The following is a 25,394-nucleotide window of genomic DNA, read 5'->3' as shown; positions in this document are numbered from 1 at the left end:
AGGTGCCTGCGCCGCATGACCTTAATGAGTACCTTTGTTGGCGTCTGCTTGACCCCGCCCCCCGTGGAGGAATGGTCGTGCCCCCATCAGGCTTCCTCACAGCCCCGTGGGGCCGGGCCGGTGACGCGCCGTGAACTCGGTCTACATCGACCTCGCCATCGGGCTGGTCCTGGCGTTCCTGCTGTTCTCGCTGCTGCTCAGCGGGGTGAACGAGGGCCTGGTGCGGCTGCTGGGCATCCGCAGCAAGTTCCTGTGGGCCTACCTCAAGGACACCCTGGACGGGGACAAGGGCAAGAAGTCGATCCCCGGCACGATCGCCGAGGTGTTCTCGAGCCTGCCGTTCCGGCGTGACGAGCGTCCGGCGTACAGCGCCAAGCCGCCGCCGGTGGAGAGCGCGGCGACCAGCTGGACGGGCCTGCTGTACGAGCGGCTCCGCGAGATCGACCACGGCAAGGACGGCAAGACGAGCATCGCCTCCATCCCGCCCGGCCGTTTCGCCATGGCGATGATGGAGATCGTCACCGGCGAGGGCGGCGTTCCGGCCATGCTCGCCAAGCTGGAGGCCGGCGGCAGCCCTCTGTACCGGCCGCTGCAGGGCGCCTGGGACACCGCCCACGGCGACCTCGACGCCTTCCGCAAGGCCGTCGAGCAGTGGTTCGACGGCGAGATGAGCCGCCTCACCATGCTCTACCGCCGCTACGTCCGCTGGGTGCTCGCCGTGCTCGGCCTGGTGCTCACGCTGCTGTTCAGCATGGACTCCCTGGAGTACGGCAGGGCGATCCTCACCGACAACGCCATACGGGCCCAGGTCGCGGCCACGGCCGACGGGGGAGCCCAGTCGCTGCGGTCCCTGCGCGAGAAGTGTCCCGACCACCCCGCCGACCCCTACGCCTGCGTGACCGAGGTGCTGTCGGCCCCGGCGTTCGTCCAGATGGTGGGCCACGCCCCGGTGTCGGTGCGCGTGCCCGACGGGGGCAGCCCCAAGTGGTCCTGGAACGGCGGCGAGTGGCTCCAGCGCCTGATCAGCCCGGGTCACTGGCCGGGCTTCCTGGTCACCTTCTTCGCCCTGCTGTTCGGCGCCCCGTTCTGGTGGGACATCCTGCGCCGGCTCACCGGCATCCGCGTGCGGGCAGGGGAGACCGGCAAGTAGAAGCGCCTGGCGCGGCGCCCCGGCATGCCGTCCGGAATGTCATCTTGCAGGTTCGATATCGTCACTTTAGGCATTCGCTCGACTGCGATGCGTGTTGAGATCGTGATCCGGGGGGTAGGAGAGACGTATCTCATTGATCGGGTCGGTTGGGGGGACCATGGGGCGGTTCCGGGCAGGTCATGTCGGGGTGCTGTCGCTGGGCGTCGTGGCGCTGGCCGCGTGCGGGCAGGGGGAGTCCAAGGTCGTCGCGCAGCCGGCCGCATCCCACAAGCAGGCCGGGCCTGCCTCCGCGCAGGAGGCGCGCAAGGCCGCGCTGGCCACGGCGGCCAAGGTGAAGGCGAACGAGCTGGGACAGATCCCGGTGATCATGTATCACCGCGTGGTCGCCAAGCCGTCCGTCACCGACGACCGCACGCCGCAGCAGTTCCGCGCCGAGCTGGAACGGCTGGCCAAGGACGGCTATGTCCCGATCACGGCCAAGGAGTTCGCCACCGGGAAGATCTCCATCCCGGCGGGCCGCCACCCGGTCGTGCTGACCTTCGACGACTCGTCGCCCTCGCAGCTCACCCTGGACGGCGCGGGGAAGCCCAAGCCGGACACCGCCGTCGCCATCCTGCAGGACGTCGCCCGGCAGCACCCGGGCTTCCGGCCGGTCGCCACCTTCTATGTCATCAAGGACATGTTCGGCACCTTCGGGCCCGAGGCGCAGGCGCAGACGCTCGGCTGGCTGCGCGACAACGGCTTCGACATCGGCAACCACACGCGCGACCACCTCAACCTGCGCGGCAGGTCCAAGCAGCAGGTCACCGACCAGATCGCCGCGGGCCACAAGCTGGTCACCTCGCTGATCAAGGACGCCCCGGTCACGCTCGCCCTGCCGTACGGCAACCAGCCGAGCACCAAGGACTGGGCGATGCACGGGGACGCCGCAGGCGTGAAGTACGACTACGCGGGCGTCTTCCTGGCCGGGTACACCCCCGCCGCCTCGCCCTTCAGCAAGGACTTCGACCCGCTCGGCATCCCGCGCATCCGGGCCATGGACAAGGTCGGCGACTGCGCCCGGTTCTGCTCGACGGCCTGGCTCGACTGGCTGAACGCCCACCCGGAGGACCGCTATACCTCCGACGGCGACATCAAGACCGTCGCCTTCCCCAAGTTCAAGGCGCCGTATGTGGCTCAGCGCTTCAACAGGTACACGCTGCCGTACTGATCACTCAGTGCATGTCGAGGGCCATGAGGACGACGAGCCCGATCAGGTGCGAGACGACCACGAACACGATCAGGAAGATGAAGACGAACTTCGCCGGCCCGTGCTCGAAGTGCTGCCCCTCTTTGAGCGGGGGCAGGTGAGCCCGGCGATCGGCGATGCGCTCTTCGAGTGGCTTACGACCGAACAATGCGCTGCCTTCCTGTCTTTCGGGCGGTCGTTCTCGGCCGCCCGGAAATCACAACGTCAGGAACCCGGCGAGGCTTCCTGAGGGCAGGCTCTGGCGGGCTGAGCGGAGATGACGCGAGTTTATCTCCGCCTTGCCCCGGTCTCCGATCCGGGAGCCGCAGGGCGGGAGCCCGGCGACCAGGGCGGCTGGACGGCGACCCTGGACGCGACATATCGTGAGAACGAGTACGCCGCACGACAAGACGTCCATGAGTCTCGTTTCACGGGAGGGACCTTCCATGTCGCACACCCCCAAGAGCACCGGGAGCGCGCTGCGCGAGCTGCTGCGGGCGGTGGCTCAGCTCTCCTCTGCCGTCTCCTCCGGCGTCATCGGCAAGCCCACCGCCCCCGGCCCCGTCGTCGACATCCGTGACGGCAAGGGCCACGACCCCCGCCGCCGCCGGTAGCCGGGCCCGGAAGGTCAGACGCGCTGGCGCTCCAGCTCCGCGAGGAGCTGGAGCTTCTCCTCGCTCTCGCTGCCGGGGGCGGCGGTGTAGACCAGCAGCGTCTGGGACTGGTCGGGGTCGACCAGCGTCTGACAGTGCAGTTCGAGCAACCCGAGCCGCGGGTGCCGCACGCGCTTTCGCGCGCAGTGCGGACCGAGCACCGGGTGCTCCCGCCAGATCGCGGCGAACCGCGGGCTGGTCACCAGCAGCGCCTCGACGATCGCCGCCGCCCGCGAGCCTTGGCCGTCCCGCGTGTACGCGCCGTGCAGGGCGGCGGCGATGAGGCGGTCGTGCACCGGCAGGTCCTCCTCCGGATGGAGGCTCCGCGCGGCCGGGTCGGTGAACCAGCGGTAGTACAGGCTGCGCGCCATCCCCGTATGGGCGGTCTCGTCACCCAGCAGCGCGACGGCGAGCCGGGTCTGCCGCAGCGTCTCACCCAGACCGCTCACCACCTGAGCAGGGGTGTCCTCCAGCCGGTCCAGGATGCGCGTCATCCCCGGGTTGACCCGGTCGCCGCCCAGGACCCGCCGCGGCGCCGCGTGCCCCGCCAGCCGGAACAGATGGTCACGCTCTTCGGCGGACAGGCGCAGCCCGCGGGCGATCGCGGTGAGCATCTGCTCGGACGGGTTGGGCCCGCGCCGCTGTTCGAGCCGGCTGTAGTAGTCGGCGGACATGCCGCTCAGCGCGGCGACCTCCTCGCGGCGCAGCCCCCCGGTGCGCCGCCGCGGCCCGCGCGGCAGGCCGACCTCCTCGGGTTGCCGCGCCTCCCGCCGGGTGCGCAGGAAGTCGGCGAGCCGGTCCCGGTCCATGAACGAAACACCCCCCGCGGTGCCCCGTGCACCTACCTCCCGCAACCACCTCCACGCTGCGAGTATTTCGTCCCCCGCCACGCCGTCAGGCGCCGAACCCGACGTGGGCCAGGCGTTCGGAGAGATCCCACAGCCGTGCCGCGGCGGCCTGGTCACGCGCCGGCCTGTAGACGGCCAGCTCGGTCGGGTCGCCGGTGAACTGGCCGAACCCGTCCGGGCCGTAGAACCGGCCACCCTGCGCCTCCGGGCTGGTCGCGGCGTACAAGGCGGGCAGCAGTCCCCTGTCCACACCCTGCACGAACAGGCCCCAGCGGGCGAGCCGCCGCATGATCGCGTCATGGTGGGAGGGACGCTCGCGCCCCATGTTCGGGCCGGAGGCGTAGAGGTTGGTCAGGGTCGTGCCCGGGTGCGCGACGTTGCTGACGATGCCCCAGCCGCCCGCCCTGGCCCGCCGGTCGAGCTCCAGGCCGAACAGCAGGTTGGCCAGCTTCGACTGGTTGTAGGCGCGCACAGGGGAGTACTTCCGCTCGCCCTGGGGGTCCGCCCAGTCGATCGAGCCGTATCGGGCCGCGCTGCTGGACATGGTGGTGACCCGGGCACGCCCGGCGCGCAGCAGCGGCAGGATGCGCCCCACCAGCGCCACGTGGCCGATGTGGTTCGTGCCGAACTGCAACTCCAGGCCGTCGGCCGTGACCTGCCGGGTGGGCGGCGTCATGACACCCGCGTTGTTGATCAGTATGCCGACCGGCCGTCCCTCGGCGATCAGCTTGTCGGCCAGCGCCGTCACCGACGCGAGCGAGGCCAGATCGAGCTCGCCGAGGGACACGGCGGCGCCGGGGGCCGCCGCCCGGATTCGGGTGAGGGCGGCCTCGCCCTTGACGGGATCGCGGACCGGCAGCACCAGGTCGGCGCCCGCGCGGGCCAGGCGCACGGCCAGCCCCAGGCCGAGGCCGTCGCTCGCGCCGGTCACCACGGCCAGCGTGCCGGTCAGATCGGGTACGGATACGTCTTTCATGAAAACCCCCTGGTCAGCGGCTCTTCTCACCGCTCACCCAAGGCTCCCAGGCACCCCCGCACGGATCCATGCCCGACATATCCACGGATCGCCGATCCCTGGATACGCGCCACCGTTTCGCGCCGCTTCTCGTGCCGATGTGCCCCTGGGGGTGCCCTGTGCGCCCAGGTTTCGCTTCCACCACCGTCGCCGGCCCAGCTCACCTCTTCAGCTCAAGCCTCTTCTCCGACGCGCCCGGGAACACGACGACCAGGTGCTCCTCCCCCGCGTCGCCGACCCGCACGTGGACACGGAGCCGGTAGTGGCCCTTCCCGGCGATCGCCAGGTTGGGCATCGGGGCTCCCGCGCCCACTTCACCGCCGTCCCTCTCCGGCACGGTGAGCCGGCCGCTTCTGCTGACGATCGGCACCTCGCTGACCTGATCCCACCCGGCGATCCGCTGTGGCGGCGCGGTGCGGAAGGCCTTCACGGTGAGGCACACATCACTGACGTCGTCGACGTGCCCGACGAGCGCCGCGCTGCCGGCCACCCCGATGAGGGACCTGTCGTCGTAGACCTTGTTCGTCGCCTGCTCCGCCGCCTCGTCGGCCGCTTGGTCGTCGGGGTCGTGGACCAGATAGCCGGGATCGCCGTCGACGAACAGGAAATAGTTGGCCGTGGCCTGGACGACCCCCTTCGTCCGGGGCCACGGGTCGCGGCACTCGGCGTTCTTCTCGGCGACGTAGGCGGTGTTCGCCTCCTCCGTCTGCGTGGCCGACCGCAGCAGCTCGGGATGGGTCGCGCCGACGACCTCCGGGCAGACGTAGACCAGGTCCCACGGGTCCGCGCCCCAGGTGGACCGCGCGCTCCCGGCCCGCTTCAGAATGGTCTGCTGCTCTTGGCGGTCCGTGGTGCGGCACAGCGCCCGCCCGTACGCCAGGATCTCCTGGTTCGACAGACTGTCGGGGAACATCGGCGGGACCCCGCCCTCTGTGCTCCGCGCCCGGCACAGGAACGCGGCGTCGCGTTCGGCGGGTTTCAGGTCGCCGAAGGCGGGCCGGTCATAGCAGTCCATCGACCAGCCGGTGTAGGTGAGGCGCGGGGTCTGCTCCGGGTGGATCAGTGCGATGAGCGGCAGTACGGCCACGGCCGCCACCGCGACGCGGATCACGCGCCGCCGTGCGGGCGGAAGTTCCGCCGGGCGGCCCTCGGCGGGCAGTTCACGGGCGGTCGCCGCCATCCACACGGTGCCGACGAGCCCCGCCGCGTCCACCAAGACCAGCACCGCCAGATCGCCGCTGGAGATCGCCTGCACCATGACCAGCACCCCCAGATCGCCGCTGGAGACACCTCCGAAGACGAGGTTGAGCAGGATCACCAGCGCGTTCACGCCCAGCGACGACCACCCCGCGATCTGCGTGCCGAGGCTCCACCGGCCGTCGCGCCGCTGCCCGAGGACCGTGACGATGGTCGCCGCCGCTCCACTCAGCAATCCCGGTGCGAGGATGCCGACCGGTCCAAGCTCTGGGAGGTCGAGTTGGTCGAGCAGTTCGTTGGCCATCCCGGCCAGCTCGACCGCGAACATCACGCCGGCCGCCGCGCGCAGCAGACGGGACCGCCAGCGGATGACGAGCAGGAAGAGGACGTCGATCGCGGTCCAGAGCGCGAGCTGGAACGCCGCGTCGACCGGGCCGGGGAGCAGCGCGATCGGATACCACAGCACCAGGGTGTACGCCACCGCCAGATACAGCAGCCGGCGCAGCGCCTTCTCCCGGCGGTCCAGCGGTCCCGGCGCGGGCGTACGCAGGATCAGCCACAGGAGCGCGACCTTCACCACGGTGGCCACGATCAGCACCACGGTCGTCGAGGTGTCCAACCCGCCGCGCTCGTAGAGCCCCGCATAGGCCGGCGGCGACCATTCGACGGCCACCCAGAGCCAGGCGTCGCTGAACACCAAGCCCGCGACCGCCGCCGCAAGAACCAGACCTACTGCTCCAAGCCTGATCACGCGCCATAAACCATCCGAAGGCATGAAACGCGATCTTAGCGCGACACCGCCGCACAGACCCCGATGTCATCCCGGTCCGCGGCTACCGGGACTCGCCGGTGGAAGAGGGAATTGGCGCATGCGAAAGGCCGTCGAGCATGCCCTCCGCGGGAGGGCACGCTCGACGGCTTTTCGGGATGCCCGAGTGCCCTGAATGTGCCCTGACGGATCAACCGTCAGGGCTTCTTCAGGTCAGGAGCCCGACGGCTCACACGTCGTAGTAGAGCTCGAACTCGTGCGGGTGCGGGCGCAGGCGGATCGGGTCGATCTCGTTCTCGCGCTTGTAGGCGATCCACGTCTCGATGAGGTCGGGCGTGAACACGCCGCCCTCGAGCAGGAACTCGTGGTCGGCCTCAAGTGCCGCCAGGACCTCGCCGAGCGACCCGGGGACCTGCGGGACCTGGCCGGCCTCCTCCGGAGGAAGCTCGTAGAGGTCCTTGTCGACCGGCTGCGGCGGCTCGATCTTGTTGCGGATGCCGTCGAGGCCCGCCATGAGCTGCGCGGCGAACGCGAAGTACGGGTTGCACGACGGGTCGGGCACGCGGAACTCGATGCGCTTGGCCTTCGGGTTCGACCCGGTGATCGGGATGCGGATGCAGGCCGAGCGGTTGCGCTGGGAGTACACCAGGTTGACCGGCGCCTCGTACCCGGGCACCAGGCGGTGGTAGGAGTTCACCGTCGGGTTGGTGAAGGCCAGCAGCGCCGGGGCGTGCTTGAGCAGGCCGCCGATGTAGTAACGGGCGGTGTCCGACAGGCCCGCGTAGCCGACCTCGTCGTAGAAGAGCGGCTCGCCGTCCTTCCAGAGCGACTGGTGGCAGTGCATGCCGGAGCCGTTGTCCCCGAAGATCGGCTTGGGCATGAAGGTGACCGTGTGACCGTACTCGACCGCGGTGCTCTTGATGATGTACTTGTACAGCATCAGGTTGTCGGCGGTCTTGAGCAGCGTGCCGAACCTGAAGTCGATCTCGGCCTGGCCGGCGGTGCCCACCTCGTGGTGCTGCATCTCGGTCTCGATGCCGGCGTCGATCAGGCGGCGGACCATCTCGGAGCGCAGGTCGGTGAAGTGGTCCATCGGCGGGACCGGGAAGTAGCCGCCCTTGTAGCGCGGCTTGTACCCGAGGTTGCCGCCCTCCTGGGCCTTGCCGGTGTTCCAGGCGCCTTCGATGGAGTCGATGTGGTAGTAGCTCTCGCTCGCGCTGCTCGAGAAGCGCACATCGTCGAAGATGTAGAACTCGGCCTCGGGACCGAAGTACACCGTGTCGGCGATGCCGGTGCCCTTGAGGTACTCCTCGGCCTTACGGGCGACGTTGCGCGGGTCGCGGCTGTAGGCCTCACCGGTCAGCGGGTCGTGGACGAAAAAGTTGATATTGAGCGTCTTGTGCTGACGGAACGGGTCCACGACGGCCGTCGACGGGTCGGGCAGCAGGAGCATGTCCGACTCGTGAATGGCCTGGAACCCGCGGATCGACGAGCCGTCGAACATGAGGCCGTCGGTGAAGACGCTGGCGCCGAAGTTCTCCACAGGGAAGGTGAAGTGGTGCGTCGTGCCCGGCAGGTCGGTGAACCTGACATCGACGAACTGCACCCCTTCGTCCCTTATGAACTTCAGGACGTCGTCGGCGGAGCTGAACATCCAACCTCCCAGGGGCACGGGCTTGCAGACTTGAAAGTAGGCCTGTGCCGTTTCCACCCCATGTCTCGTTTGTTTCACGGATGTTAAGCAGATGGGGGGGTATGCCGCCGGAGGCACCTAGGCGGCTCCCGGCTATCTTACCTGCATGGGCAAGCAACCTCGCTGGACGCAGACGTGGATCGGCGGCACCCGCGCCGCCGGCGTCGACCTGGGGTATCCGGGCGAACGGCTCGGCTTTCCCAGGGCGGGCAGCGGGTCGGTCTCGGGGTTCGGGCGGCGCCTCGGCGCGATCACCGTCGACTGGCTCATCTGCACCTGGGCGATCGCCGGGGGCCTGCTGCGGGCCGACCCGCGCGGCGCCACCTGGGTGGGCCTGGCCGTGTTCGCCGTCGAGTACATCCTGCTGGTGGGCACCATCGGCATGACCTTCGGCATGCGGCTGTTCGGCGTCAGGGTCGCCACCCTGGACGGCGGACGGCCGGCGTTCGGCTCGGTCGTGCTGCGCACCCTGCTGCTGTGCCTGGTCATCCCGGCCGTCGTCTGGGACCGCGACCAGCGCGGCCTGCACGACCGCGCCGCCCGCACCGTGGTCGTCCGCCTCTGATCTCCGCGGCTCTCCCGCCGCGCCCGCGGGGCGTTCACGTCCGAGCGCGGCGGGCGGCAGGGGGGCTCAGAGTTGCCGGCGGCAGGAGAAGATCGCCGTGCCCGGCAGCAGCCGGCCGCGCAGCGGGCTCCAGCCGCCCCACTCGCGCTCGTGCCCGTCCGGCCACTCGGGCTCCACCAGCGACGTCAGCGTGAGCCCCGACGCCACGATGGCGCCCACCCAGTCGCCCAGCGTGCGGTGGTGCTCGACGTAGGTCGGCTCGCCGTTCTCGTCCTGCTCCACGTACGGCAAGCGGTCGAAGTACGAACGGTCGGAGGTCAGCCCGCCCGGGCCAGGGTCGTCCGGGAACGCCCAGCGCACCGGGTGGCTGACCGAGAACACGAAAAGCCCGCCCGGCCGCAGCACCCGGCGGATCTCGGCCAGGACGGCGCGGGCGTCGGCGACGAAGGGCAGCGCGCCGAACGCCGAGCAGGCCAGATCGAACGACTCGGAGACGAAGGGGATGCGGCCCGCGTCGGCCTGGACCACGGGAACGCGCGTGCCGAGCTCCACGTCGATGCGGCGGGAGTGCTGCAGTTGGCGGTGGGACAGGTCGAACGCGGCCACCTCGGCGCCGTGCCCGGCGAGCCACCGGCCGCACTGACCGGCTCCGCACCCGACCTCGAGCACCCGCCTGCCGCGCACGTCGCCCAGCAGGCGCGCGTCGGCCTCGTCCAGCCCCTCGGGGCACCAGACGAAACCGTCGTCGCGCAGGAAGCCGCCGTGCTCGGCCTGGTACTCGTCGGCCGCGGAATCCCACCAGTGGCGGCTGGCCCGCGTGCTCGGCGCGTCGCCGAGCACGCGCCGGGCGACCGGAGCGGGGCCCGCCGTCACCGCATCTTGCCGCGGGGCATGCGGGCGCCCTTCGGCATCGGGCCCTTCGGCACCGGCAGCGTCTGCGGAAGCGCCTTGAGGCGGTAGTTGACCTCGGAGACCGCTTCCTTCTTCAGGTTGCGGGGGAGCTTCATCAGGTGGCGCTGGAGCTTTTTGATGGGCACCTGACCGTCGCCGTCACCGCACTGGATGTCGTACACCGGCACGTCGATGGCCACGCGCTGAACGCGCTTCTTCTCGGCGACCAGCATGCGCTGCACCCGCGGGCCGGGCCCCTCGGACACAAGGACGATGCCGGGGTAGCCGACGGCCCGGTGCACCACATCTTGGTCGCGGGTGACCGCGACGGCGGGGGTGACCTGCCAGTTGCCGCGCATGCTCTGCAGGATCGCCGCGGCCGCCCCCGGCTGCCCGTCGAGCATGGAGTACTGCGCCCGCTGCGCGAGCTGCCCGAACACCAGCAGGCCCACCGTCAGCGCGACCATCACGCCGAGGATGATGAGCTGCCAGAGCAGGCCGGTGACGAGCCCGACGACGATGAAGACGACCAGCGTGGCGAGCGCCGACGCGTAGACGATCGGCATCCCCTTGGGGTTCGCCTTCTTGATGATCTGAGCGACCATGCGGAGCTGCTTTATGCGCCCCGGGCGCTCTGAGTCTGCGGGCTTGTTCGCCATGGTTGAAGGATACAAATGCAAGGGTGAAGAAAGGAAAACGTGACCTGATGGCCGGTCAGACCGTGACCCTCGGCGTCGCGACCGGTCATCGCCCGGGCACGCCGAGCGACCGGCGCGCGGCCGGGGCCGCGATCGGTGCGAGGCGGGGGCCGATACCGGGCCGCCGGGCCGGCCCTTCGCGCACGTCGCCGGCCTCGCGGGATTCGGGCGGGGCGCCGCCCTATGGCGGCGCGGCCGAAGAACGGCCCAAGGTGGCGCGGCGCGGCCCGCTGACGCCCTACGGCGGCGCGGCCATCGGCCGGCCGCCGGGGGAGGGTCTCGAAAGGGAGCGGGGTCAGGCGGTCTGCCGTGCCTCGACGGCCTGCTTGTACAGGCGCCCGGCGCGGTAGGACGAGCGGACGAGCGGGCCGGACATGACCCCGGAGAAGCCGATCTCCTCGGCCTGCGCCTGCAGCTCGACGAACTCCTCGGGCTTGACCCAGCGGTCGACCGGGTGGTGCCGCGGCGTCGGGCGGAGGTACTGCGTGATGGTGAGCAGGTCGCAACCGGCCTCGTGCAGGTCGCGCATCGCCTGGACGATCTCTTCGCGCTCTTCGCCCATGCCGAGGATGAGGTTGGACTTGGTCACCAGGCCCGCCTCGTGGGCCATCGTGATGACCTGCAGGGAGCGCTCGTAACGGAACGCCGGGCGGATGCGCTTGAAGATGCGCGGCACGGTCTCGATGTTGTGCGCGAACACCTCGGGCCGGCTTCCGAAGACCTCTTCGAGCTGGTCGCGGTGGCCGTTGAAGTCGGGCACCAGCAGCTCGACGCCGCACCCGGGGATCACGGCGTGGATCTGCCGCGCGGTCTCGGCGTACAGCCACGCGCCGCCGTCGGGCAGGTCGTCGCGGGCGACGCCGGTGACGGTGGCGTACCGCAGGCCCATCTGCGCCACCGACTCGGCGACCCGGCGGGGCTCGTCGGTGTCGTACTCGGCGGGCTTGCCGGTGTCGATCTGGCAGAAGTCACACCGCCGCGTGCACTGGTCGCCGCCGATGAGGAAGGTCGCCTCGCGGTCCTCCCAGCACTCGGAGATGTTGGGACAGCCGGCCTCCTGGCACACCGTATGCAGACCCTGATCTTTGACGAGCGATCGGATCTCGTTGAACGTGGGCCCGTTGTGGAGCCTGGTCTTGATCCACGGGGGCTTGCGTTCGATGGGGGTCTGGCTGTTGCGCACCTCTAGGCGGAGGAGCTTTCGGCCTTCAGGAGCTACGGTCACGTCTCCAAGCTTACGACTCCGCCCGCACCGCACGGTCACAGGGTCATCCGACGAATTCGTGCTCGCGAGCCCGGTGGAGGAAGCGGTCAGAGACGGCCGGAGAGCAGGTCTTCCTCCTGGACGTCGAGCCCTTCGACGCCCAGGGCCTCGGCCAGGCGCTTCTCGGCGAAGGGGAGAACCTCGTCCACGGTGATGCGCCGCCCGGTCTCGGCCGACAGCGAGGTGACCCCGGCGTCGCGGATGCCGCACGGGATGATGCGGTTGAACCAGCTCGGGTCGTTGGCGCAGTTGAGCGCGTATCCGTGCATGGTGACGCCCTTGGCCACCCGGATGCCGATGGCGCCGAGCTTGCGGTCGGGCAGGCCGCTCGCGGGGTCGCCCGCGACCCAGACGCCGCTGCGCCCCTCGACGCGCCCGCCCACCACGCCGAAGTCGGCGCAGATCTGGATCAGCGCCTCCTCCAGCAGCCGGACGTAGGCGATCACGTCGATCGACTCGGTCAGCCGGACGATCGGATAGCCGACGAGCTGGCCGGGCCCGTGCCAGGTGATCTTCCCGCCGCGGTCGACGTCGATGACCGGCGTGCCGTCTGACGGGCGCTCCTCGGGCCGGGTGCGCTTGCCGGCGGTGTAGACGGGGGCGTGCTCCAGCAGCAGGCAGGTGTCGGGGATCAGCCCGGCCACCCGGCGGGCGTGGACCTCGCGCTGGAGCTCCCACGCCTGCTCGTAGGGGACGTCCACCCCGAGCCGGACGAGCGCGAGCCTGCCGGCCCCGCCGCCCATGGTGCTCTTCTGCCTGGTCTGGTCGGCGCGCTCAGTCACGGTGCCACCTTAACGCGAGGTCACGCGCTCAGGTGGTCAGCAGGCGGGGCTCGACGCGGACTTCCTTGACGCCACCGTCGCCGTCGCGCTCGATGCGGTAGGCGTAGCCCCGCGGATTCACGGTGACGGCCTGGATGAACTCGCGTCCGACGTAGTGCAGGCCCACGCCCTCGTCGGCGGCGTAGCCGTCCGGCAGTTCGCCCGAGGCGATCGACTCGTGGAGCAGGGCGCGGCGCTGGGGGTCGGAGTTGTAGTGGACTCCGCAGGAGTAGGGGAGGAGGCCGAGGCCCTCGGCCCACGGCCGCAGGACGGGCCCGAAGGAGTCGGTGTTGCCGCCCACGTGCCAGCACAGCGCCCCCGCGCTCTGGCCCGCGAGGACCACGCCGGCCCGCCAGGCCTCCTCCATCGCCTCGTCGAGGCCGTGCAGCCGCCACAGCGCGGCGAGGTTGGCGACGCTGCCGCCGCTGACGTAGACGGCGTCCTGCTCCAGGAGCCACTCGCGGGGGTCGTCGACGTTCGGCATGGGGAACAGCGCGAGGTGGCTGACCTCGACGTCGAAGGAGCGGAACGCGCCGTACATCTTCAGCAGCCACTCGGCGTCGTCGCCCGTGGCGGTGGCGAGCAGCCCGAGCTTCGGGCGGTCCTGGCCGGTCAGGTCGAGCGCGTAACGGAGCAGGCCGGAGGGTTCCATGGTGCCGAGGCGCGACGCCGGGACGAACGAGCCGCCGCCTATGGCGAGGATGTGGGACTGGCCGAGCCTGCTCATGATCTCTCCTGCTGCCTCTGGGGAGGGCGAAGAGGAACCCCGCCTCGAAGGCTCGGGGGCCGGGACGCGGCTCACCCTCCCGTTTTCACCGGACCGGCACCCTAGAGTATGGCGGCCAGTGCGTCGTCGAGACGCGGATGCGCGAACCGGTACCCCATCTCCAGCAGGCGGCGGGGGAGCACACGCTGGCCGATGAGCACCCCCTCGTCGGCGAGGTCGCCGAGAGCGGCCCGAAGCGCGAACCCCGGCACCGCCACCGGCATGGTCGGGCGGTGCAGCGCGCGGCCGAGGGCCCTGGTGAACTCGGCGTTGGTGACGGGCGTCGGAGCGGTGAGGTTCACCGGCCCCGACACCTCGGGCTCGGCGATGATGTGCTTGATGGCGCCCACCCAGTCGTCGACGGCGATCCACGAGACGTACTGCCGGCCGGACCCCAGGGGCGCGCCGAGGCCGAGCCTGAACACCGGGAGCATCTTGCCGAGGTAGCCGCCCTCGCGGCTGAGCACATGCCCGGTGCGCAGCCGCACGACCCGGACGCCGGCCTCCTCGGCGGGCGCGACCTCGGCCTCCCAGGCGAGCACGAGCTCGGCGAGCCACTGCCCGTGCGCCCGGGCCTCGGCTCTCTGAGATGGGCCGGGCGCGGTCTCTTCGGACGCGGCCTCGGGCTTCAGGGGACGCCAGTGCGCCGGGGGCTCGAAGGACTCCTCGACGGGGTGCTCGCCGGTGTCGCCGTAGAAGCCGATGGCGGAGCCGCTGAGCCAGACGGCGGGCCTGCGCTCAAGCCCCGCGATGGTGACGGCGAGGGTGCGCGTGCTGTCGACGCGGCTGGCGACCAGCTCGCGCCGGTGCTCGGGCGTCCACCGCCGGTCGGCGATGCCCGCCCCCGCGAGGTGGACGACGGCCTCCGCGCCCTCCAGCACAGAGGGGGCGAGAATGCCCTCACGCGGATCCCAGAACGCCTCGTCCGGCGCGGCGGGCGTGCGGCGGACGAGCCTGACGACCGGCCGGCCCTCGTCGCGCAGGGCGCGGACCAGGGCCGAACCGAGGAGCCCGGACGAGCCGGTGATCACGACTGCCATGGGATCACCCTACGTCCGCGCGGCCCCCCGGCCCAGGCTGCCCCGCCTCACCGCCGCGTGTCAGACCGGCCGGCGGCCGGACCACGAGGTGGTCCGGCCGCGGCGGGTCGGGTCGGATCGGGCCGGTCAGCCCAGGCCGAGCTGGTTCTCGAAGCGGCCCTCCTCGAGGCGGCGCTTGACGGTGGTCAGGAAGCGGGCGGCGTCCGCGCCGTCGACCAGGCGGTGGTCGTAGGTCAGCGCCAGGTAGACCATCGAGCGGACCGCGATGACCTCGCCGTCGGGGGTGTCCAGGACGACCGGGCGCTTGACGACGGTGCCGGTGCCGAGGATGGCGACCTGCGGCTGGTTGATGATCGGCGTGTCGAACAGCGCGCCGCGGCTGCCGGTGTTGGTCAGCGTGAACGTGCCGCCGGACAGCTCGTCCGGGCTCACCTTGTTGGTGCGGGTGCGCTCGGCCAGGTCGGCGATCTTGCGGGCGAGACCGGCGATGTTGAGGTCGCCGGCGTCCTTGATGACGGCGGAGGCGAGGCCGCGCTCGGCGTCGACCGCGAACGCCAGGTGCTCGTGGTCGTAGTAGGTGACCTCGTTGGTCTCGCTGTTGATGACCGCGTTGAGCTTGGGGTGCTGCTTGAGCGCCTCGACGGTCGCCAGCGCGAAGAACGGCATGAAGCTGAGCTTCACGCCCTCACGGCGCTGGAAGTCGGCCTTCGCCCGGTCGCGCAGCCGCGCGATCTTGGTGACGTCGACCTCGACGACCGAGGTGAGCTGCGCGGAGGTCTGCAGCGACTCCATCGTGCGCTTGGCGATGGTCTGCCGCATGCGCGACATCTTCTCGGTGCGGCCGCGCAGCGTGGTGTCGGCCTGGACCGGCTCGGGCGCCGCGGCGGCGACCGGCGCCGGGGCGGCGGCCTGCGGGGCCTGCGCCTGTGCCGGGGCCTGCGCGGCCTGGGCCTGCGCCTGCGCGGCCTGCTCGCGCTGGACGCGCGCGGCCTCGAGGACGTCCTGCTTGCGGATGCGGCCGCCGACACCGGTGCCGGTCAGGGCGTCGAGGTCGACGCCGTGCTCGGTGGCGAGCTTGCGCACCAGCGGGGTGACGTACGGGCTGTCGCCGGTGACGGGAGCCGCGGGCGCGATCGGCGACGGCGCCGCGGTGGCGGCCGGGGCCTGCTGCGGGGCCGGGCGCGGCGGAGCCTGGGGCGCCTGGGGCGCGGGCTGCGGCGCGGGCGGCTGCGGGATGGAGGAGACCGGGGCCTGCTGGGGGGCCGGCTCGGGTGCCTTGACCGGCTCGGGCTCGGGCTCGGGTTCGGGCTGCGGCTCGGGCTCGGGCTCGGCCTGCGGCTCGGCCTGCGCGGGAGCGGCGGCGCCGCCCGCGGCGCCGTTCTGGTCGATGACGGCGAGTTCGGCGCCGACCTCGACGGTCTCGTCCTCAGCGACGACGATCTTGGTGAGCACGCCCGAGGACGGAGACGGGATCTCGGTGTCGACCTTGTCGGTCGAGACTTCGAGCAATGGCTCGTCGGTCTCGACGTGGTCCCCTTCCTTCTTCAACCAGCGGGTGACGGTGCCCTCGGTCACGCTTTCGCCGAGCTGGGGCATGGTTACGGAAACCGGCATGGTGTCGTCTTCTCTCGCGTTTCCTGTGAGGGCTTAGTTGTGTACGTGCAGGGGCTTGCCGGCAAGGGCGAGCATCGCCTCGCCGACGGCCTCGGACTGGGTCGGGTGAGCGTGGATGAGCTGGGCCACCTCGGAGGGCAGGGCCTCCCAGTTGTAGATGAGCTGCCCTTCTGTCACGAGTTCACCCATGCGCTTGCCGACCATGTGCACCCCGAGCACGGGGCCGTCCTTCTGGGAGATGATCTTGACAGCGCCCTGCGTGCCGATGATCTGGCTCTTGGGGTTGCCGCCGAGGTCGTAGACCAGCTCGGTGATCTCGTAGCCGCGCTCCTTGGCGACGGCGGAGGTGATGCCGACCGAGGCGACCTCGGGGTCGGAGTAGGTGATGCGGGGCACGCCCGCGTAGTCGATCGGCACGGGGGAAAGCCCGGCGATGTGCTCGGCGACCAGGATGCCCTCGGCGAAGCCGGCGTGCGCGAGCTGCAGGGTGGGGATCAGGTCGCCGACGGCGTACACGCCGGGCACGCTGGTCTGGCAGAACTCGTTCACCACGACGGTGCCGCGCTCGACGGTGACGCCGGCCTCCTCGAAGCCCATGCCCGAGCTGACGGCCCCGCGGCCGACGGCCACCAGCAGCAGCTCGGCCTCGAAGGTCTTGCCGCCCTCCAGCGTCACGACGACGCCGGTGTCGGTGGTCTTGACGCTCTCGAAGCGGGTGCCCAGCTCGTACTTGATGCCCCTGCGCCGGAAGGCGCGCTCGAGCAGCTTGGAGCTGGACTCCTCCTCCAGCGGGAGCAGGTGGGGCAGCGCCTCGACGATCGTGACCTCGGAGCCGAACGACTTCCAGACGGAGGCGAACTCGACGCCGATGACGCCGCCGCCGAGGACGATCACCGAGGACGGCACGCGGTCGAGCTTGAGCGCGTGGTCGCTGGTGATGACGCGCTCGCCGTCGATCTCAAGGCCGGGGAGCGACCTCGGCACCGACCCGGTCGCGAGCACGATGTTGTGGCCCTCGACGACCTGGTCGCCCACGGCGATGCGGTTGGGGCCCTGCAGACGGCCCTCACCCTCGATGATCGTGACGCCCCTGCTCTTGAGCAGGCCCTGCACGCCCTTCCAGGCGCGGTTGACGATCTTGTCCTTGAAGGCGTGGACGCCCGGCATCTCGACGCCCTCGAAGTGGGCCTTGACGCCGACGCTCGTGGCCTCGCGGGTCTCGTCGGCGACCTCCGCCGCGTGCAGGAGCGCCTTGGTGGGGATGCAACCCCGGTGCAGGCACGTGCCGCCGATCTTGTCCTTCTCGATCAGCGCGACGCTCTTGCCCAGCTCTGCCGCCCGTAGGGCGCAGGCGTACCCGCCGCTGCCGCCACCCAGGACGACGATGTCGAAGGGGCCGCTGCCATCAGCCACTGGAAAGCTCCTTGTCGGAATCGGTGGGCCTCACCGGCCGGTCATGCCCGCACTCGCGGCGCGCCCGGCCTGCCCAACAGCATCTTTTCACTTGTCTCGTGTGTTCGTGACGCGCTCGGCCGCCGGTGTGGACCGGCGGCGGCGCGCTTGTCAGCGTCCTGCGCTCATCATGCCTCGCGGCCGGCCTGGTGACGCTCGGCCAGCGCGACGAGGGTGCGCGTGATCATGCCGGTGCCGCCCTTGGGGATGTATCCGTAGGGCGCGTCCTTGTTGAAGGCGGGGCCGGCGATGTCGACGTGGGCCCAGCGCACGCCCTCGGGGACGAACTCGCGCAGGAAGATGCCGGCCGCGAGCATGCTGCCGGAGCGCTCGGGGTTGAGGTTGGCGATGTCGGCGATCGGGGAGTCCAGCCCCTTGCGCAGTTCGTCGGGCAGCGGCATGCCCCAGGCGGCCTCGCCCTGGGCGTTGGCCACCTCGACGACCTGCTCGCGCAGTTCGTCGTCGGAGGCCATGACGCCGCAGGTGCGCCATCCGAGGGCGACGATCTGCCCGCCGGTGAGGGTGGCGACGTCCACGATGAGGTCGGGGTCGTCCTCGCCGGCGCGGGCGATGCCGTCCACGAGCACCAGGCGCCCCTCGGCGTCGGTGTCGAGGACCTCGACGGTCTTGCCGGCATAGGTGTGGAGCACGTCGGAGGGGCGCTGGGCGCTGCCGCTCGGCATGTTCTCGGCCAGGCACAGGTAGCCGACGGCGTTGACCCGCAGGCCCAGCCGGGCGATGGCGAGCAGGGCGCCGAACACCGCGCCCGCGCCGCCCATGTCGGACTTCATCCAGGCCATGGAGGCGGACGGCTTGAGCGACAGGCCGCCGGAGTCGAAGGTGATGCCCTTGCCGACGAAGGCGACCGTCGTCTCGGCCTCGGGGTGGGCGTAGCCGAGGCGGACCAGCCGGGGCGGGTTCACCGAGCCCTGGCCGACGCCGACGATGCCGCCGTACCCGCCTTCCTTCAGGGCCGTCTCGTCGAGGACCTCGACCGACAGGCCCGCCTTGCTCGCGGTCTCCTCGGCGATCTCGGCGAAGCGCGCGGGGGACAGGTCGGACGGCGGGGTGTTGACCAGGTCGCGGACGAGCGTGACGGACTCCGCCAGCGTCGCGGCGCGGTTCACGGAGCCTTCGGCGCCGGGGGCGTCGCTCAGCACGGTGATCGCCTGCAGCGGCGCCTTGTGCTCGTCGCCCGTGCGGTAGCGGGTGAAGTCGTAGGCGCCGAGCAGCGCGCCCAGGGCGACGGCCTCGGCCTGCCCGGGGGTGGCGGCGGGCAGCGCGAAGGCGGCCCCGGCCGTGCCCGCGAGCGAGCGGGCGGCCGCGCCGGCCGCCCGGCGCAGCGTCTCAAGATCGTGGGCGCCGTCCTCGGCCGGAGCGTCACCGAGCCCGACGGCGACGATCACCGGTGCGGGCACGGCGCCGAACGAGGGGAACTTGGCGATCTCGCCGGCCTTGCCGGAGAACCCGAGCGCGTGGAGCGTAGGCGCGAGCCCGCCGGTGATGGCGGCGTCCAGGGCTTGCGCGCCGGGTGCCGGGCGGGGGCCGTCGGGCGAGGTATTGATGCCGACTACGAGGGCGTCGGTCTCGACCGATCCCGAGTCAGAGGCGTTGAGTCGCACTGTCGTCACGTGTGCCGATGCTAGCCGTGCTTCTCCAGTACGCATAAACGAGGGTTCATCCTATGAATATGTGAGCCCTCTTGGCCTGCTTGGTGCTGATATCGCTAGCATCACTGAACGGGTCCGGGCCGTGACGCCACGGGCCCCAGGTGAGAGGGCGGGTCAGAGGGCGGCGGCGCAGACGATGAGGGCGGCGGTGGCGGCGATCTCGACCAGGGCGCCCAGCACGTCCCCGGTGATCCCGCCGAGCCGCCGGGTGGCGTGCGCGCGCATCGCCCAGGCCGCGCCGAGGCCGGCCGCGACCGCGAGCGGGTAGATCAGCGGCCGGCCCGCGAGCAGCCCGAGCACGAGGGCCCCGGCGGCGGCCGCCGCCGTCGCGGTGATCGCCGTGCTCTGCCGCACCGTCCCGGCGACCATGGCCCCGAGGCCGCCGGGGCGGGCCGCCGGCACGCCGGCGACGCAGGCCCAGGTCACGGCCAGCCGCCCCGTGACGCAGGCGAGCACCAGCGCCGCGGGCCCCGCCTCGGCGGCGGCCGCGGCCTGCGTGAGCAGCGTGAAGACCAGCGTCACGACGCCGAAGGGGCCGATGTCCGACCGCTTCATGATGTCCAGCGCCTGGTCGGCGGGCCTGCCGCTGCCCAGGCCGTCGGCCAGGTCGGCGAGGCCGTCCAGGTGCAGGCCGCGGGTGAGCACGGCGAGCGAGCCCAGGCCGAGCGCGGCGGCGAGCAGCGGCGAGACGACCAGGATCGCGCCTGCCATGATCGCCGCGGCGGCCAGGCCGAGACCCAGGCCGATCAGCGGGGCCAGCGCCATGGCCCAGCCGGCGGTGACGCGGTCGGTGCGCGGCAGGCCGGCCGGCCAGACGGTGAACGTCCCGGCGGCCAGGCGCAGCCCGGCGGCGACGGGCTCCTCGGGGTCGGGTGCGGGCATGTCAGGGGACATATCAGCTGCCGCGGTCAGATGGGAAGGGGGACGACGCGGCCCGCGACGACGAACACGGCCTCCTCCGACTCCGCGGCCAGGCGCTGGTTCAGCCGGCCGAGCGCGTCGCGGAACACCCGCCCGCTGGCCGTCGCGGGGACGACGCTGAGGCCCACCTCGTCGCTGACCGCGACCACCTGGGCGCGGGTCTGCCGCCAGGCGGCCACCAGATCGTCGCAGCGCGCGGCGACCGCGTCCAGGGCCGTGCCGAAGCGGCCGGGCTTGCGGCCCCTCGGCCGGTCGTGGGCGGGGTCGTCCCAGGCCCCGCACGCGTCGAAGACCGCCGCGAGCCACGTGCCGATGCCGTCGATGAGCAGCGGGCCCGCCTCCGAGCGCAGCAGCGCCTCCAGTTCGGTGGTCTCGATGGTCGTCCAGTGCGGCGGGCGCCGCGCCCGGTGGGCGGCGACGCGGGCGAGCCAGTCGGCGTCCCGCCCGCCGGTCGGCCCGGTCGCGACATAGGCGACGTCGGGCTCGGCGATCAGCCGCAGCTCGGCCTCGGCGGACTTGCCCGAGCGGGCGCCGCCGAGCACCAGCACCCGCCCGGCGAGGGACGGGCGCGCGCGAGACGGCGTGCGCGTGTCGATGATCGTGCCGTCGTCGACCAGCCGGCCGCCCCAGAACCCGAGCCGGCGGCGCAGCTCGTCCTCCGAGGGGAGCCGGTGGTCCAGATGGATGGCCACCACCTGCGTCCGCGCGGTGACCAGGCCGCGCCTGCGCAGGTCGCCGAGCCGCTCGGGCCGGTCCAGCAGGTCGATGAGCACCAGGTCGTAGGCGTCCTCCGCCCAGCACGGCGAGGGCGCGCCGGACAGGTCGTCGGCGGAGACGGCGTACAGGACACGGCCGCGGTCGGGGCCGCTCACCGCGTAGCCGTCCGGCGTGACGGTCATCCGGTAGCCCTTGGGCATCGCCGCCGGGGGAACGAGGCGGAGTCCGGCGGGCGGCGCCAGCCGGACCACGTCGTCGAGCACCACGGCGGTGGGCAGGCGGTGGCCGGAGGACAGGCGACGGCAGGAGGCGCAGCCGCAGCCGGGCTCGGGCCAGCCGTACGGACCGGCGGTGCCGGAGAGCAGGACCTTCACTATGCCCTTGCCGCGGGGGCCGCTTCGGCCGCCGTCGCGATTCCGGGCCCGGCCGCGGGTGCCGGAGGACGGAACGTGGGCGGCATCGGTCGGCCTCCAATCTCGGCTGTCGCACGGTCGCGCAGGTTGTGCGCGGTTCTCCCGGCCCCCTGGCCTGTCTCGCCGCGCGCACGGCAAGATCTGCGGCAGACTCCAGGAGATAGGGTCTGCACAGCCTGGTGAGGGCATTGGGCAAACCCCACGAAAAGGAGCGTATGGCATGACTTGGCGCTGGCGTTATGAAAACGCTAACGGTGGTGAGGTTATGGACGGCCCGCTTCCGCGCGAGATCTTCCCGAGTCAGGCCGATGCCGAGTCATGGCTCGGAGAAAACTGGCGCACCTTGCTCGAATCAGGAGTAGAGCAGGTCACGCTGCTGGAAGACGACAAAGTCGAGTACGCCGGGATGTCCCTGCGTGTGGAGTGAGCGCAGGGCCCCTTGGCTTTCCTGATGTCCGTGTGACAAATGTTGTCAGAGTGAACGAAAACGCAAGGGGCCCGATAGGACGCCTTTACGGCCGTGCCTTCATGCCGGCCCGACCGCGGCGGCCGTGACCGCTACCGGCCCGGGCGGGTGGCCGGACTCTGGGTCTTGGCCGGATCACGCTCGACGATCGCCCCGAGCGCGGAGTCGATCTTGGCCATGACCTCGGCCTCGAGCTTGACCCCCGATGCCTTGACGTTGTCCACCACCTGCTCGGGCCGGGTGGCGCCGACGATGGCCGACGAGACGTTCGGGTTCTGCAGCACCCAGGCCACCGCGAGCTGCGCCATGGTGAGGCCGAGGTCGGCGGCGATGGGCTTGAGGTCCTGCACGCGCGTCAGCACCTCGTCTTCCATGAAGCGCGAGATGAAGTTCGACCCGGTCGGGTCGGTCGCCCGCGAACCGGCGGGCGGCGCCTGGCCCGGCTGGTACTTGCCGGTCAGGACGCCCTGCGCGATGGGCGACCAGACGATCTGCCCGACGCCCTCCTTCTCGCAGAGGGGCACGATCTCGGCCTCGATGACCCGCCACAGCATCGAGTACTGCGGCTGGTTGGAGATCAGCCGGTCGAACCCCATCTGGTCGGCGATCCTGAGCGCGTCGGCGATCTGCGAGGCGCTCCACTCGCTGACGCCGACGTACAGCACCTTGCCCTGCCGCACGAGGTCGTCGAAGGTCTTCAGCGTCTCTTCGAGCGGTGTCGTGTAGTCGTAGCGGTGCGCCTGGTAAAGGTCGACGTAGTCGGTCTGCAGGCGGCGGAGCGACCCGTGGATGCTCTCGGTGATGTGCTTGCGCGAGAGCCCCGAGTCGTTCGGCCCGCTGCCGGTGGGCCAGTAGACCTTCGTGAAGATCTCGACGGACTCGCGGCGCACGCCCTTCAGCGCGCGGCCGAGGACCTCCTCGGCCTTGGTCGCGGCGTAGACGTCGGCGGTGTCGAAGGTGGTGATCTCCGCGTCGAGGGCCGCGCGCACGCACTCCTTGGCGGAGTCCTCCTCGACCTGGGAACCGTGGGTGATCCAGTTGCCGTAGCTGATCTCGCTGACCTTGAGGCCGCTGCGGCCAAGATGGCGATATTGCATGTGAATGACCCTAACCGTTGCCTACCGTTGATCTGTTTGGGGGTAGTCTGCCCCGGGTGCGGCGGTTGATCACACGCGGGGTTGTACGGCGCGCGCTCACCGTGGCGGCCGTGGGCGCGGCCCTGATCATGGCGGCCGTCGCGCTGCGCGCCCTCGCACGCCGCCCCACCCCCGCCCCTCACTCGCCGGCGCCTCCGGCACCCCGCCGGGACACTCGACCGGCTCCGGTGCGCCGCGGCGCGGTTCGTCCTCCGGCTTCCTCAGGACCCGGCGAGGCACGGCCCTCGGCCGAACGGCGCAGGGGACGGTGGGCGGTGCCGGTCGCCGTCCTGTGCGTCGTCGTCGTGGCGGCCGGTCTCCTCGGCGCCCGTGCCGTGCGGGACGCGTCCTCGCCCGCCGTCGTGGCGGCCCCCTCGGCGCGCGCCGAGGCTCTCACTCCGGCAGGCCCTTCCCAGAGCGGGGTGGCCGGGCCGTCCGGCGTCGCCGCCCCGTCTCCGGACGTCACCGGCGGGCCGGCTCGGTCGCCGGCGACCGGGTGCCCTCCTGAGGGGAGCCGCGTCGAGGCGCGCCCGCTGGACCCCCGCGTGCTTCGCGCGGTGAACCACCAGTGGCGCCGTGTCGAAAGGTGGCTGAAGGCCAACGCTCCGGTGACCTACGCGGGACTGCGCCCTCCGGCGAGGGCGCGCACCATCGCGATCGCGGAAACCCAGACGGGCATGCCGTTCCCCGCCGCCCTGCGCGCCTCGCTGCTGCGTCACGACGGCTCGGGCGCGAAGGGGCCGGGGGGCGCGGAAGGCGCGGAAGGCGCGGAAGGCGCGGAAGGCGCGGTGCTGCCCGGGTGGCGGGCCTTCGGCGTACGGGAGATCCGCGACACCTGGCGGGCCCTGTGCGCCGCGTCCACGGACTCGCCGTCGGCGGCGGAGCGGTGGGACGGCCGGCTCATCCCCTTCGCCGCCTCCGCCGCGGAGCCGGCGGCCGCGGACGCGACGCCGGCGTCCCGTGCGCCCGGCGGCGGCACCGCGCCCGTTCCCACGGGCGCGACCGGCGGGACCGGGGTGATCGACCCCCGGCGCGGCGCCGTGGGGCGGTTCGGCGCCGCGGGCACGTCATTCGCCTCCGGCGTGCGCTGGACGTCGTTCTACGCGCTGCTCAGGGCGACGGCCCGGTCGCTGGAGACCGGACGCCCGGTGCGCGGCCTGCGCCCCGCGGTGACCGACGGCCGCCTGCACTGGACAAGCCGCTGACCGAGGGCGCGCCGGTGAGCCGTCCACGAGGCTCGGCGGCTTCTCGCCGTACGAGCGGCGCCGGTATCGCCGCACCTTCCTCCCGCCGTCGCGGCGCCCTGAAATGCTCCACACCGGAGCGGGAGAGCCGCCCGGCCAGCGAAGGTGGCGCTGTGCGGGGCGGGAGTCGTGGTCCCGCTGAGGGGCGGCACGGGAGCGGGGTCGGCGGCCGGGTGGACGCCGGTGGTCGCTGGGGCCGGGCTGGAATTGTGGTCCGCTGAGGAGTGGTGCGGGGGCCTGGGTGGACGTCGGTGGTCGCCCGGTTGGCCGGAGGGGGGCATGGGCGGCGCCGGCCTGCCGCCGCGTGCGGAGACCGGCCGAGGGCACGTCATGAGGCCTGCCGGTGAGATGGCAGGGCGGGGTCAGTTCTTGGGGGGGACGGGCTTGCCGCCGGGCAGGAGGGTCGGCGGAGGGAAGCGCAGGCGGCGGATCTGCATCGCGCGCATGGCGGCGTAGAAACCGACGCCCTTGAGGCTCTCGTCGGGCAACTGCTGCGCGACCTCCTTCCTCACCCGCTGGGACACCCACACGGCGCTCACCGCGACCACGATGATCATCGCCGGCCACAGGATGGTGATGGCGTAGGAGTACAGGGCCATGCCGGCCTGGCCGCCGAACATCGGGACCGTCCAGAGGATCACGAGCAGCAGCAGCGAGACGGGAAGGAAATACTGGCTGATCGTGCGGCGGGAGTCGACCCAGTCGCGGGCGAGTTTGCGCGCGGGCCCGCGGTCTCTGGCGGGCAGATAACGGTCATCTCCCTTCAACATGCCCTCGCGGGCGCGCGTCCGCTCGGCGGCCTGGCGCTCGCGCGCCTGCTTGTAGGCCTCTTTGCGGTTGCTGGGAGCGGTAACCGGCTGGCGGCGACGGCCTTCGGCCTCGCGGCGCTTGGGGGTTGGCCGGCCCTTTCCCGCGGTTTTGGCCTGCGTCTCTGAAGACGATGAGGGGCTGTCATCCGTGGGGGCCTGCGTGCGACGTCGGAACACGACGTCAGCCTACCGGGGGTGCAACTTAATGACGCCCTCGTGCGTTATGCGTAGGGTGGACCTACGCGACTTTGCCGCGATAATCGGGGGCTGACGTTGAGCGGGCAGCCTATGGAGTTGCGAGGCGGCGCGAGGGAGCATGGATGCCAGCGAAGCGAGCATACGGCCGGCGAGCGT

24 protein-coding genes are annotated in these 25,394 nt (G+C 71.7%); 6 read left to right on the top strand and 18 right to left on the bottom strand.

Translation table 11 applies throughout. The features are described 5' to 3' along the window. The first annotated feature begins 130 nt into the window (after positions 1-130). A complete protein-coding gene (locus tag ACFO60_RS16115; protein WP_380841086.1) occupies positions 131-1,150 on the top strand; it encodes a hypothetical protein in 1,020 nt (339 codons plus the stop codon). Between the two features lie 157 nt (positions 1,151-1,307). Continuing rightward, entirely contained in the window at positions 1,308-2,360 is a 1,053-nt protein-coding gene (locus ACFO60_RS16110; RefSeq protein WP_380841084.1) for a polysaccharide deacetylase family protein, read from the top strand. Positions 2,361-2,364: 4 nt separating this feature from the next. Here ACFO60_RS16110 and ACFO60_RS16105 read toward each other — a convergent pair whose 3' ends face one another. After that, positions 2,365-2,547: a hypothetical protein gene (locus ACFO60_RS16105; RefSeq protein WP_380841083.1), complete on the bottom strand. Its 183-nt coding sequence runs from the start codon at positions 2,545-2,547 to the stop codon at positions 2,365-2,367. Between the two features lie 277 nt (positions 2,548-2,824). Here ACFO60_RS16105 and ACFO60_RS16100 point away from each other — a divergent pair, with 277 nt between their 5' ends. Next, on the top strand, positions 2,825-2,992 hold the full coding sequence (locus ACFO60_RS16100; protein ID WP_380841082.1) for a hypothetical protein: 168 nt from the start codon (positions 2,825-2,827) through the stop codon (positions 2,990-2,992). A gap of 14 nt (positions 2,993-3,006) precedes the next feature. Here the strand turns inward: ACFO60_RS16100 and ACFO60_RS16095 are convergent, their stop codons facing one another. The 4 genes from ACFO60_RS16095 to glnA all read right to left on the bottom strand — a co-directional run bounded on the left by ACFO60_RS16095 (position 3,007) and on the right by glnA (position 8,514). Further along, positions 3,007-3,840, bottom strand: coding sequence for a helix-turn-helix transcriptional regulator (locus ACFO60_RS16095; RefSeq protein WP_380841081.1), 834 nt, complete (start codon positions 3,838-3,840; stop codon positions 3,007-3,009). Positions 3,841-3,925: 85 nt separating this feature from the next. Then, positions 3,926-4,855 (bottom strand): SDR family oxidoreductase, encoded by a 930-nt coding sequence (locus ACFO60_RS16090; protein WP_380841080.1) that lies wholly within the window; start codon positions 4,853-4,855, stop codon positions 3,926-3,928. A gap of 199 nt (positions 4,856-5,054) precedes the next feature. Beyond that, on the bottom strand, positions 5,055-6,791 hold the full coding sequence (locus ACFO60_RS16085) for a hypothetical protein (protein ID WP_380841079.1): 1,737 nt from the start codon (positions 6,789-6,791) through the stop codon (positions 5,055-5,057). Between the two features lie 298 nt (positions 6,792-7,089). Continuing rightward, positions 7,090-8,514 carry a type I glutamate--ammonia ligase gene (gene glnA, locus ACFO60_RS16080; RefSeq protein ID WP_380841078.1) on the bottom strand — a complete coding sequence of 475 codons (1,425 nt, stop codon included), beginning with the start codon at positions 8,512-8,514 and terminating at the stop codon, positions 7,090-7,092. Positions 8,515-8,659: 145 nt separating this feature from the next. Between glnA and ACFO60_RS16075 the strand changes: the two genes are divergently transcribed. Continuing rightward, entirely contained in the window at positions 8,660-9,118 is a 459-nt protein-coding gene (locus ACFO60_RS16075) for an RDD family protein (RefSeq protein ID WP_380841077.1), read from the top strand. Positions 9,119-9,184: 66 nt separating this feature from the next. Here ACFO60_RS16075 and ACFO60_RS16070 read toward each other — a convergent pair whose 3' ends face one another. From ACFO60_RS16070 to ACFO60_RS16020, 11 genes are all read right to left on the bottom strand, one after another. After that, on the bottom strand, positions 9,185-9,991 hold the full coding sequence (locus ACFO60_RS16070; protein ID WP_380841075.1) for a class I SAM-dependent methyltransferase: 807 nt from the start codon (positions 9,989-9,991) through the stop codon (positions 9,185-9,187). Continuing rightward, complete coding sequence (locus ACFO60_RS16065; protein ID WP_380841073.1) at positions 9,988-10,668, bottom strand: DUF4191 domain-containing protein; 681 nt, start codon at positions 10,666-10,668, stop codon at positions 9,988-9,990. The genes ACFO60_RS16070 and ACFO60_RS16065 overlap by 4 nt, the downstream gene beginning before the upstream one ends. 334 nt (positions 10,669-11,002) lie before the next feature. Continuing rightward, positions 11,003-11,932, bottom strand: coding sequence for a lipoyl synthase (gene lipA, locus ACFO60_RS16060; RefSeq protein ID WP_380841072.1), 930 nt, complete (start codon positions 11,930-11,932; stop codon positions 11,003-11,005). A gap of 86 nt (positions 11,933-12,018) precedes the next feature. Further along, entirely contained in the window at positions 12,019-12,714 is a 696-nt protein-coding gene (gene lipB, locus ACFO60_RS16055) for a lipoyl(octanoyl) transferase LipB (RefSeq protein WP_380841197.1), read from the bottom strand. Positions 12,715-12,781: 67 nt separating this feature from the next. Beyond that, complete coding sequence (locus tag ACFO60_RS16050; protein WP_380841071.1) at positions 12,782-13,519, bottom strand: Type 1 glutamine amidotransferase-like domain-containing protein; 738 nt, start codon at positions 13,517-13,519, stop codon at positions 12,782-12,784. A 101-nt stretch (positions 13,520-13,620) separates the two neighbouring features. Beyond that, entirely contained in the window at positions 13,621-14,598 is a 978-nt protein-coding gene (locus ACFO60_RS16045) for an epimerase (RefSeq protein WP_380841069.1), read from the bottom strand. A gap of 126 nt (positions 14,599-14,724) precedes the next feature. Next, complete coding sequence (sucB, locus tag ACFO60_RS16040; protein ID WP_380841068.1) at positions 14,725-16,212, bottom strand: 2-oxoglutarate dehydrogenase, E2 component, dihydrolipoamide succinyltransferase; 1,488 nt, start codon at positions 16,210-16,212, stop codon at positions 14,725-14,727. Positions 16,213-16,245: 33 nt separating this feature from the next. Then, positions 16,246-17,625, bottom strand: coding sequence for a dihydrolipoyl dehydrogenase (lpdA, locus tag ACFO60_RS16035; protein ID WP_380841067.1), 1,380 nt, complete (start codon positions 17,623-17,625; stop codon positions 16,246-16,248). Between the two features lie 167 nt (positions 17,626-17,792). Then, positions 17,793-19,331, bottom strand: a complete 1,539-nt coding sequence (locus tag ACFO60_RS16030; RefSeq protein ID WP_380841066.1) for a leucyl aminopeptidase — start codon at positions 19,329-19,331, stop codon at positions 17,793-17,795. A 117-nt stretch (positions 19,332-19,448) separates the two neighbouring features. Further along, on the bottom strand, positions 19,449-20,216 hold the full coding sequence (locus ACFO60_RS16025; RefSeq protein ID WP_380841065.1) for an adenosylcobinamide-GDP ribazoletransferase: 768 nt from the start codon (positions 20,214-20,216) through the stop codon (positions 19,449-19,451). Positions 20,217-20,242: 26 nt separating this feature from the next. Continuing rightward, positions 20,243-21,346: a bifunctional adenosylcobinamide kinase/adenosylcobinamide-phosphate guanylyltransferase gene (locus ACFO60_RS16020; RefSeq protein WP_380841064.1), complete on the bottom strand. Its 1,104-nt coding sequence runs from the start codon at positions 21,344-21,346 to the stop codon at positions 20,243-20,245. Positions 21,347-21,605: 259 nt separating this feature from the next. Between ACFO60_RS16020 and ACFO60_RS16015 the strand changes: the two genes are divergently transcribed. Then, positions 21,606-21,812: a hypothetical protein gene (locus ACFO60_RS16015; protein ID WP_380841063.1), complete on the top strand. Its 207-nt coding sequence runs from the start codon at positions 21,606-21,608 to the stop codon at positions 21,810-21,812. A 131-nt stretch (positions 21,813-21,943) separates the two neighbouring features. Here the strand turns inward: ACFO60_RS16015 and ACFO60_RS16010 are convergent, their stop codons facing one another. Beyond that, positions 21,944-22,948, bottom strand: a complete 1,005-nt coding sequence (locus tag ACFO60_RS16010; protein WP_380841062.1) for an aldo/keto reductase family protein — start codon at positions 22,946-22,948, stop codon at positions 21,944-21,946. Positions 22,949-23,262: 314 nt separating this feature from the next. On the opposite strand from ACFO60_RS16010, the gene ACFO60_RS16005 reads away from it, so the two are divergent. Beyond that, positions 23,263-24,192, top strand: coding sequence for an SMI1/KNR4 family protein (locus ACFO60_RS16005; protein WP_380841061.1), 930 nt, complete (start codon positions 23,263-23,265; stop codon positions 24,190-24,192). A gap of 401 nt (positions 24,193-24,593) precedes the next feature. On the opposite strand, the gene ACFO60_RS16000 is transcribed toward ACFO60_RS16005, so the two are convergent. Next, positions 24,594-25,217, bottom strand: coding sequence for a DUF3043 domain-containing protein (locus tag ACFO60_RS16000; protein ID WP_380841060.1), 624 nt, complete (start codon positions 25,215-25,217; stop codon positions 24,594-24,596). Positions 25,218-25,394 lie beyond the last annotated feature (177 nt).

The sequence above is a fragment of the Sphaerisporangium dianthi genome, from assembly GCF_042654065.1.
Classification (GTDB): domain Bacteria; phylum Actinomycetota; class Actinomycetes; order Streptosporangiales; family Streptosporangiaceae; genus Sphaerisporangium; species Sphaerisporangium dianthi.
Note: the sequence above shows the minus strand (reverse complement) of the source record. Positions and strands in the feature narration are given on the sequence as shown.

What these genes read in the sequence shown, in the direction of transcription:
- ACFO60_RS16015 (WP_380841063.1), top strand. Translation starts at nt 21,606, where the DNA reads ATGACTTGGCGCTGGCGTTATGAAAACGCTAACGGTGGTGAGGTTATG.
- ACFO60_RS16095 (WP_380841081.1), bottom strand. Translation starts at nt 3,840, where the DNA reads ATGGACCGGGACCGGCTCGCCGACTTCCTGCGCACCCGGCGGGAGGCG.
- ACFO60_RS16110 (WP_380841084.1), top strand. Translation starts at nt 1,308, where the DNA reads ATGGGGCGGTTCCGGGCAGGTCATGTCGGGGTGCTGTCGCTGGGCGTC.
- ACFO60_RS16010 (WP_380841062.1), bottom strand. Translation starts at nt 22,948, where the DNA reads ATGCAATATCGCCATCTTGGCCGCAGCGGCCTCAAGGTCAGCGAGATC.
- ACFO60_RS16090 (WP_380841080.1), bottom strand. Translation starts at nt 4,855, where the DNA reads ATGAAAGACGTATCCGTACCCGATCTGACCGGCACGCTGGCCGTGGTG.
- sucB (WP_380841068.1), bottom strand. Translation starts at nt 16,212, where the DNA reads ATGCCGGTTTCCGTAACCATGCCCCAGCTCGGCGAAAGCGTGACCGAG.
- ACFO60_RS16050 (WP_380841071.1), bottom strand. Translation starts at nt 13,519, where the DNA reads ATGAGCAGGCTCGGCCAGTCCCACATCCTCGCCATAGGCGGCGGCTCG.
- lipB (WP_380841197.1), bottom strand. Translation starts at nt 12,714, where the DNA reads ATGGGCGGCGGGGCCGGCAGGCTCGCGCTCGTCCGGCTCGGGGTGGAC.
- ACFO60_RS16065 (WP_380841073.1), bottom strand. Translation starts at nt 10,668, where the DNA reads ATGGCGAACAAGCCCGCAGACTCAGAGCGCCCGGGGCGCATAAAGCAG.
- ACFO60_RS16025 (WP_380841065.1), bottom strand. Translation starts at nt 20,216, where the DNA reads ATGCCCGCACCCGACCCCGAGGAGCCCGTCGCCGCCGGGCTGCGCCTG.
- ACFO60_RS16075 (WP_380841077.1), top strand. Translation starts at nt 8,660, where the DNA reads ATGGGCAAGCAACCTCGCTGGACGCAGACGTGGATCGGCGGCACCCGC.
- ACFO60_RS16100 (WP_380841082.1), top strand. Translation starts at nt 2,825, where the DNA reads ATGTCGCACACCCCCAAGAGCACCGGGAGCGCGCTGCGCGAGCTGCTG.
- glnA (WP_380841078.1), bottom strand. Translation starts at nt 8,514, where the DNA reads ATGTTCAGCTCCGCCGACGACGTCCTGAAGTTCATAAGGGACGAAGGG.
- ACFO60_RS16045 (WP_380841069.1), bottom strand. Translation starts at nt 14,598, where the DNA reads ATGGCAGTCGTGATCACCGGCTCGTCCGGGCTCCTCGGTTCGGCCCTG.
- ACFO60_RS16030 (WP_380841066.1), bottom strand. Translation starts at nt 19,331, where the DNA reads ATGCGTACTGGAGAAGCACGGCTAGCATCGGCACACGTGACGACAGTG.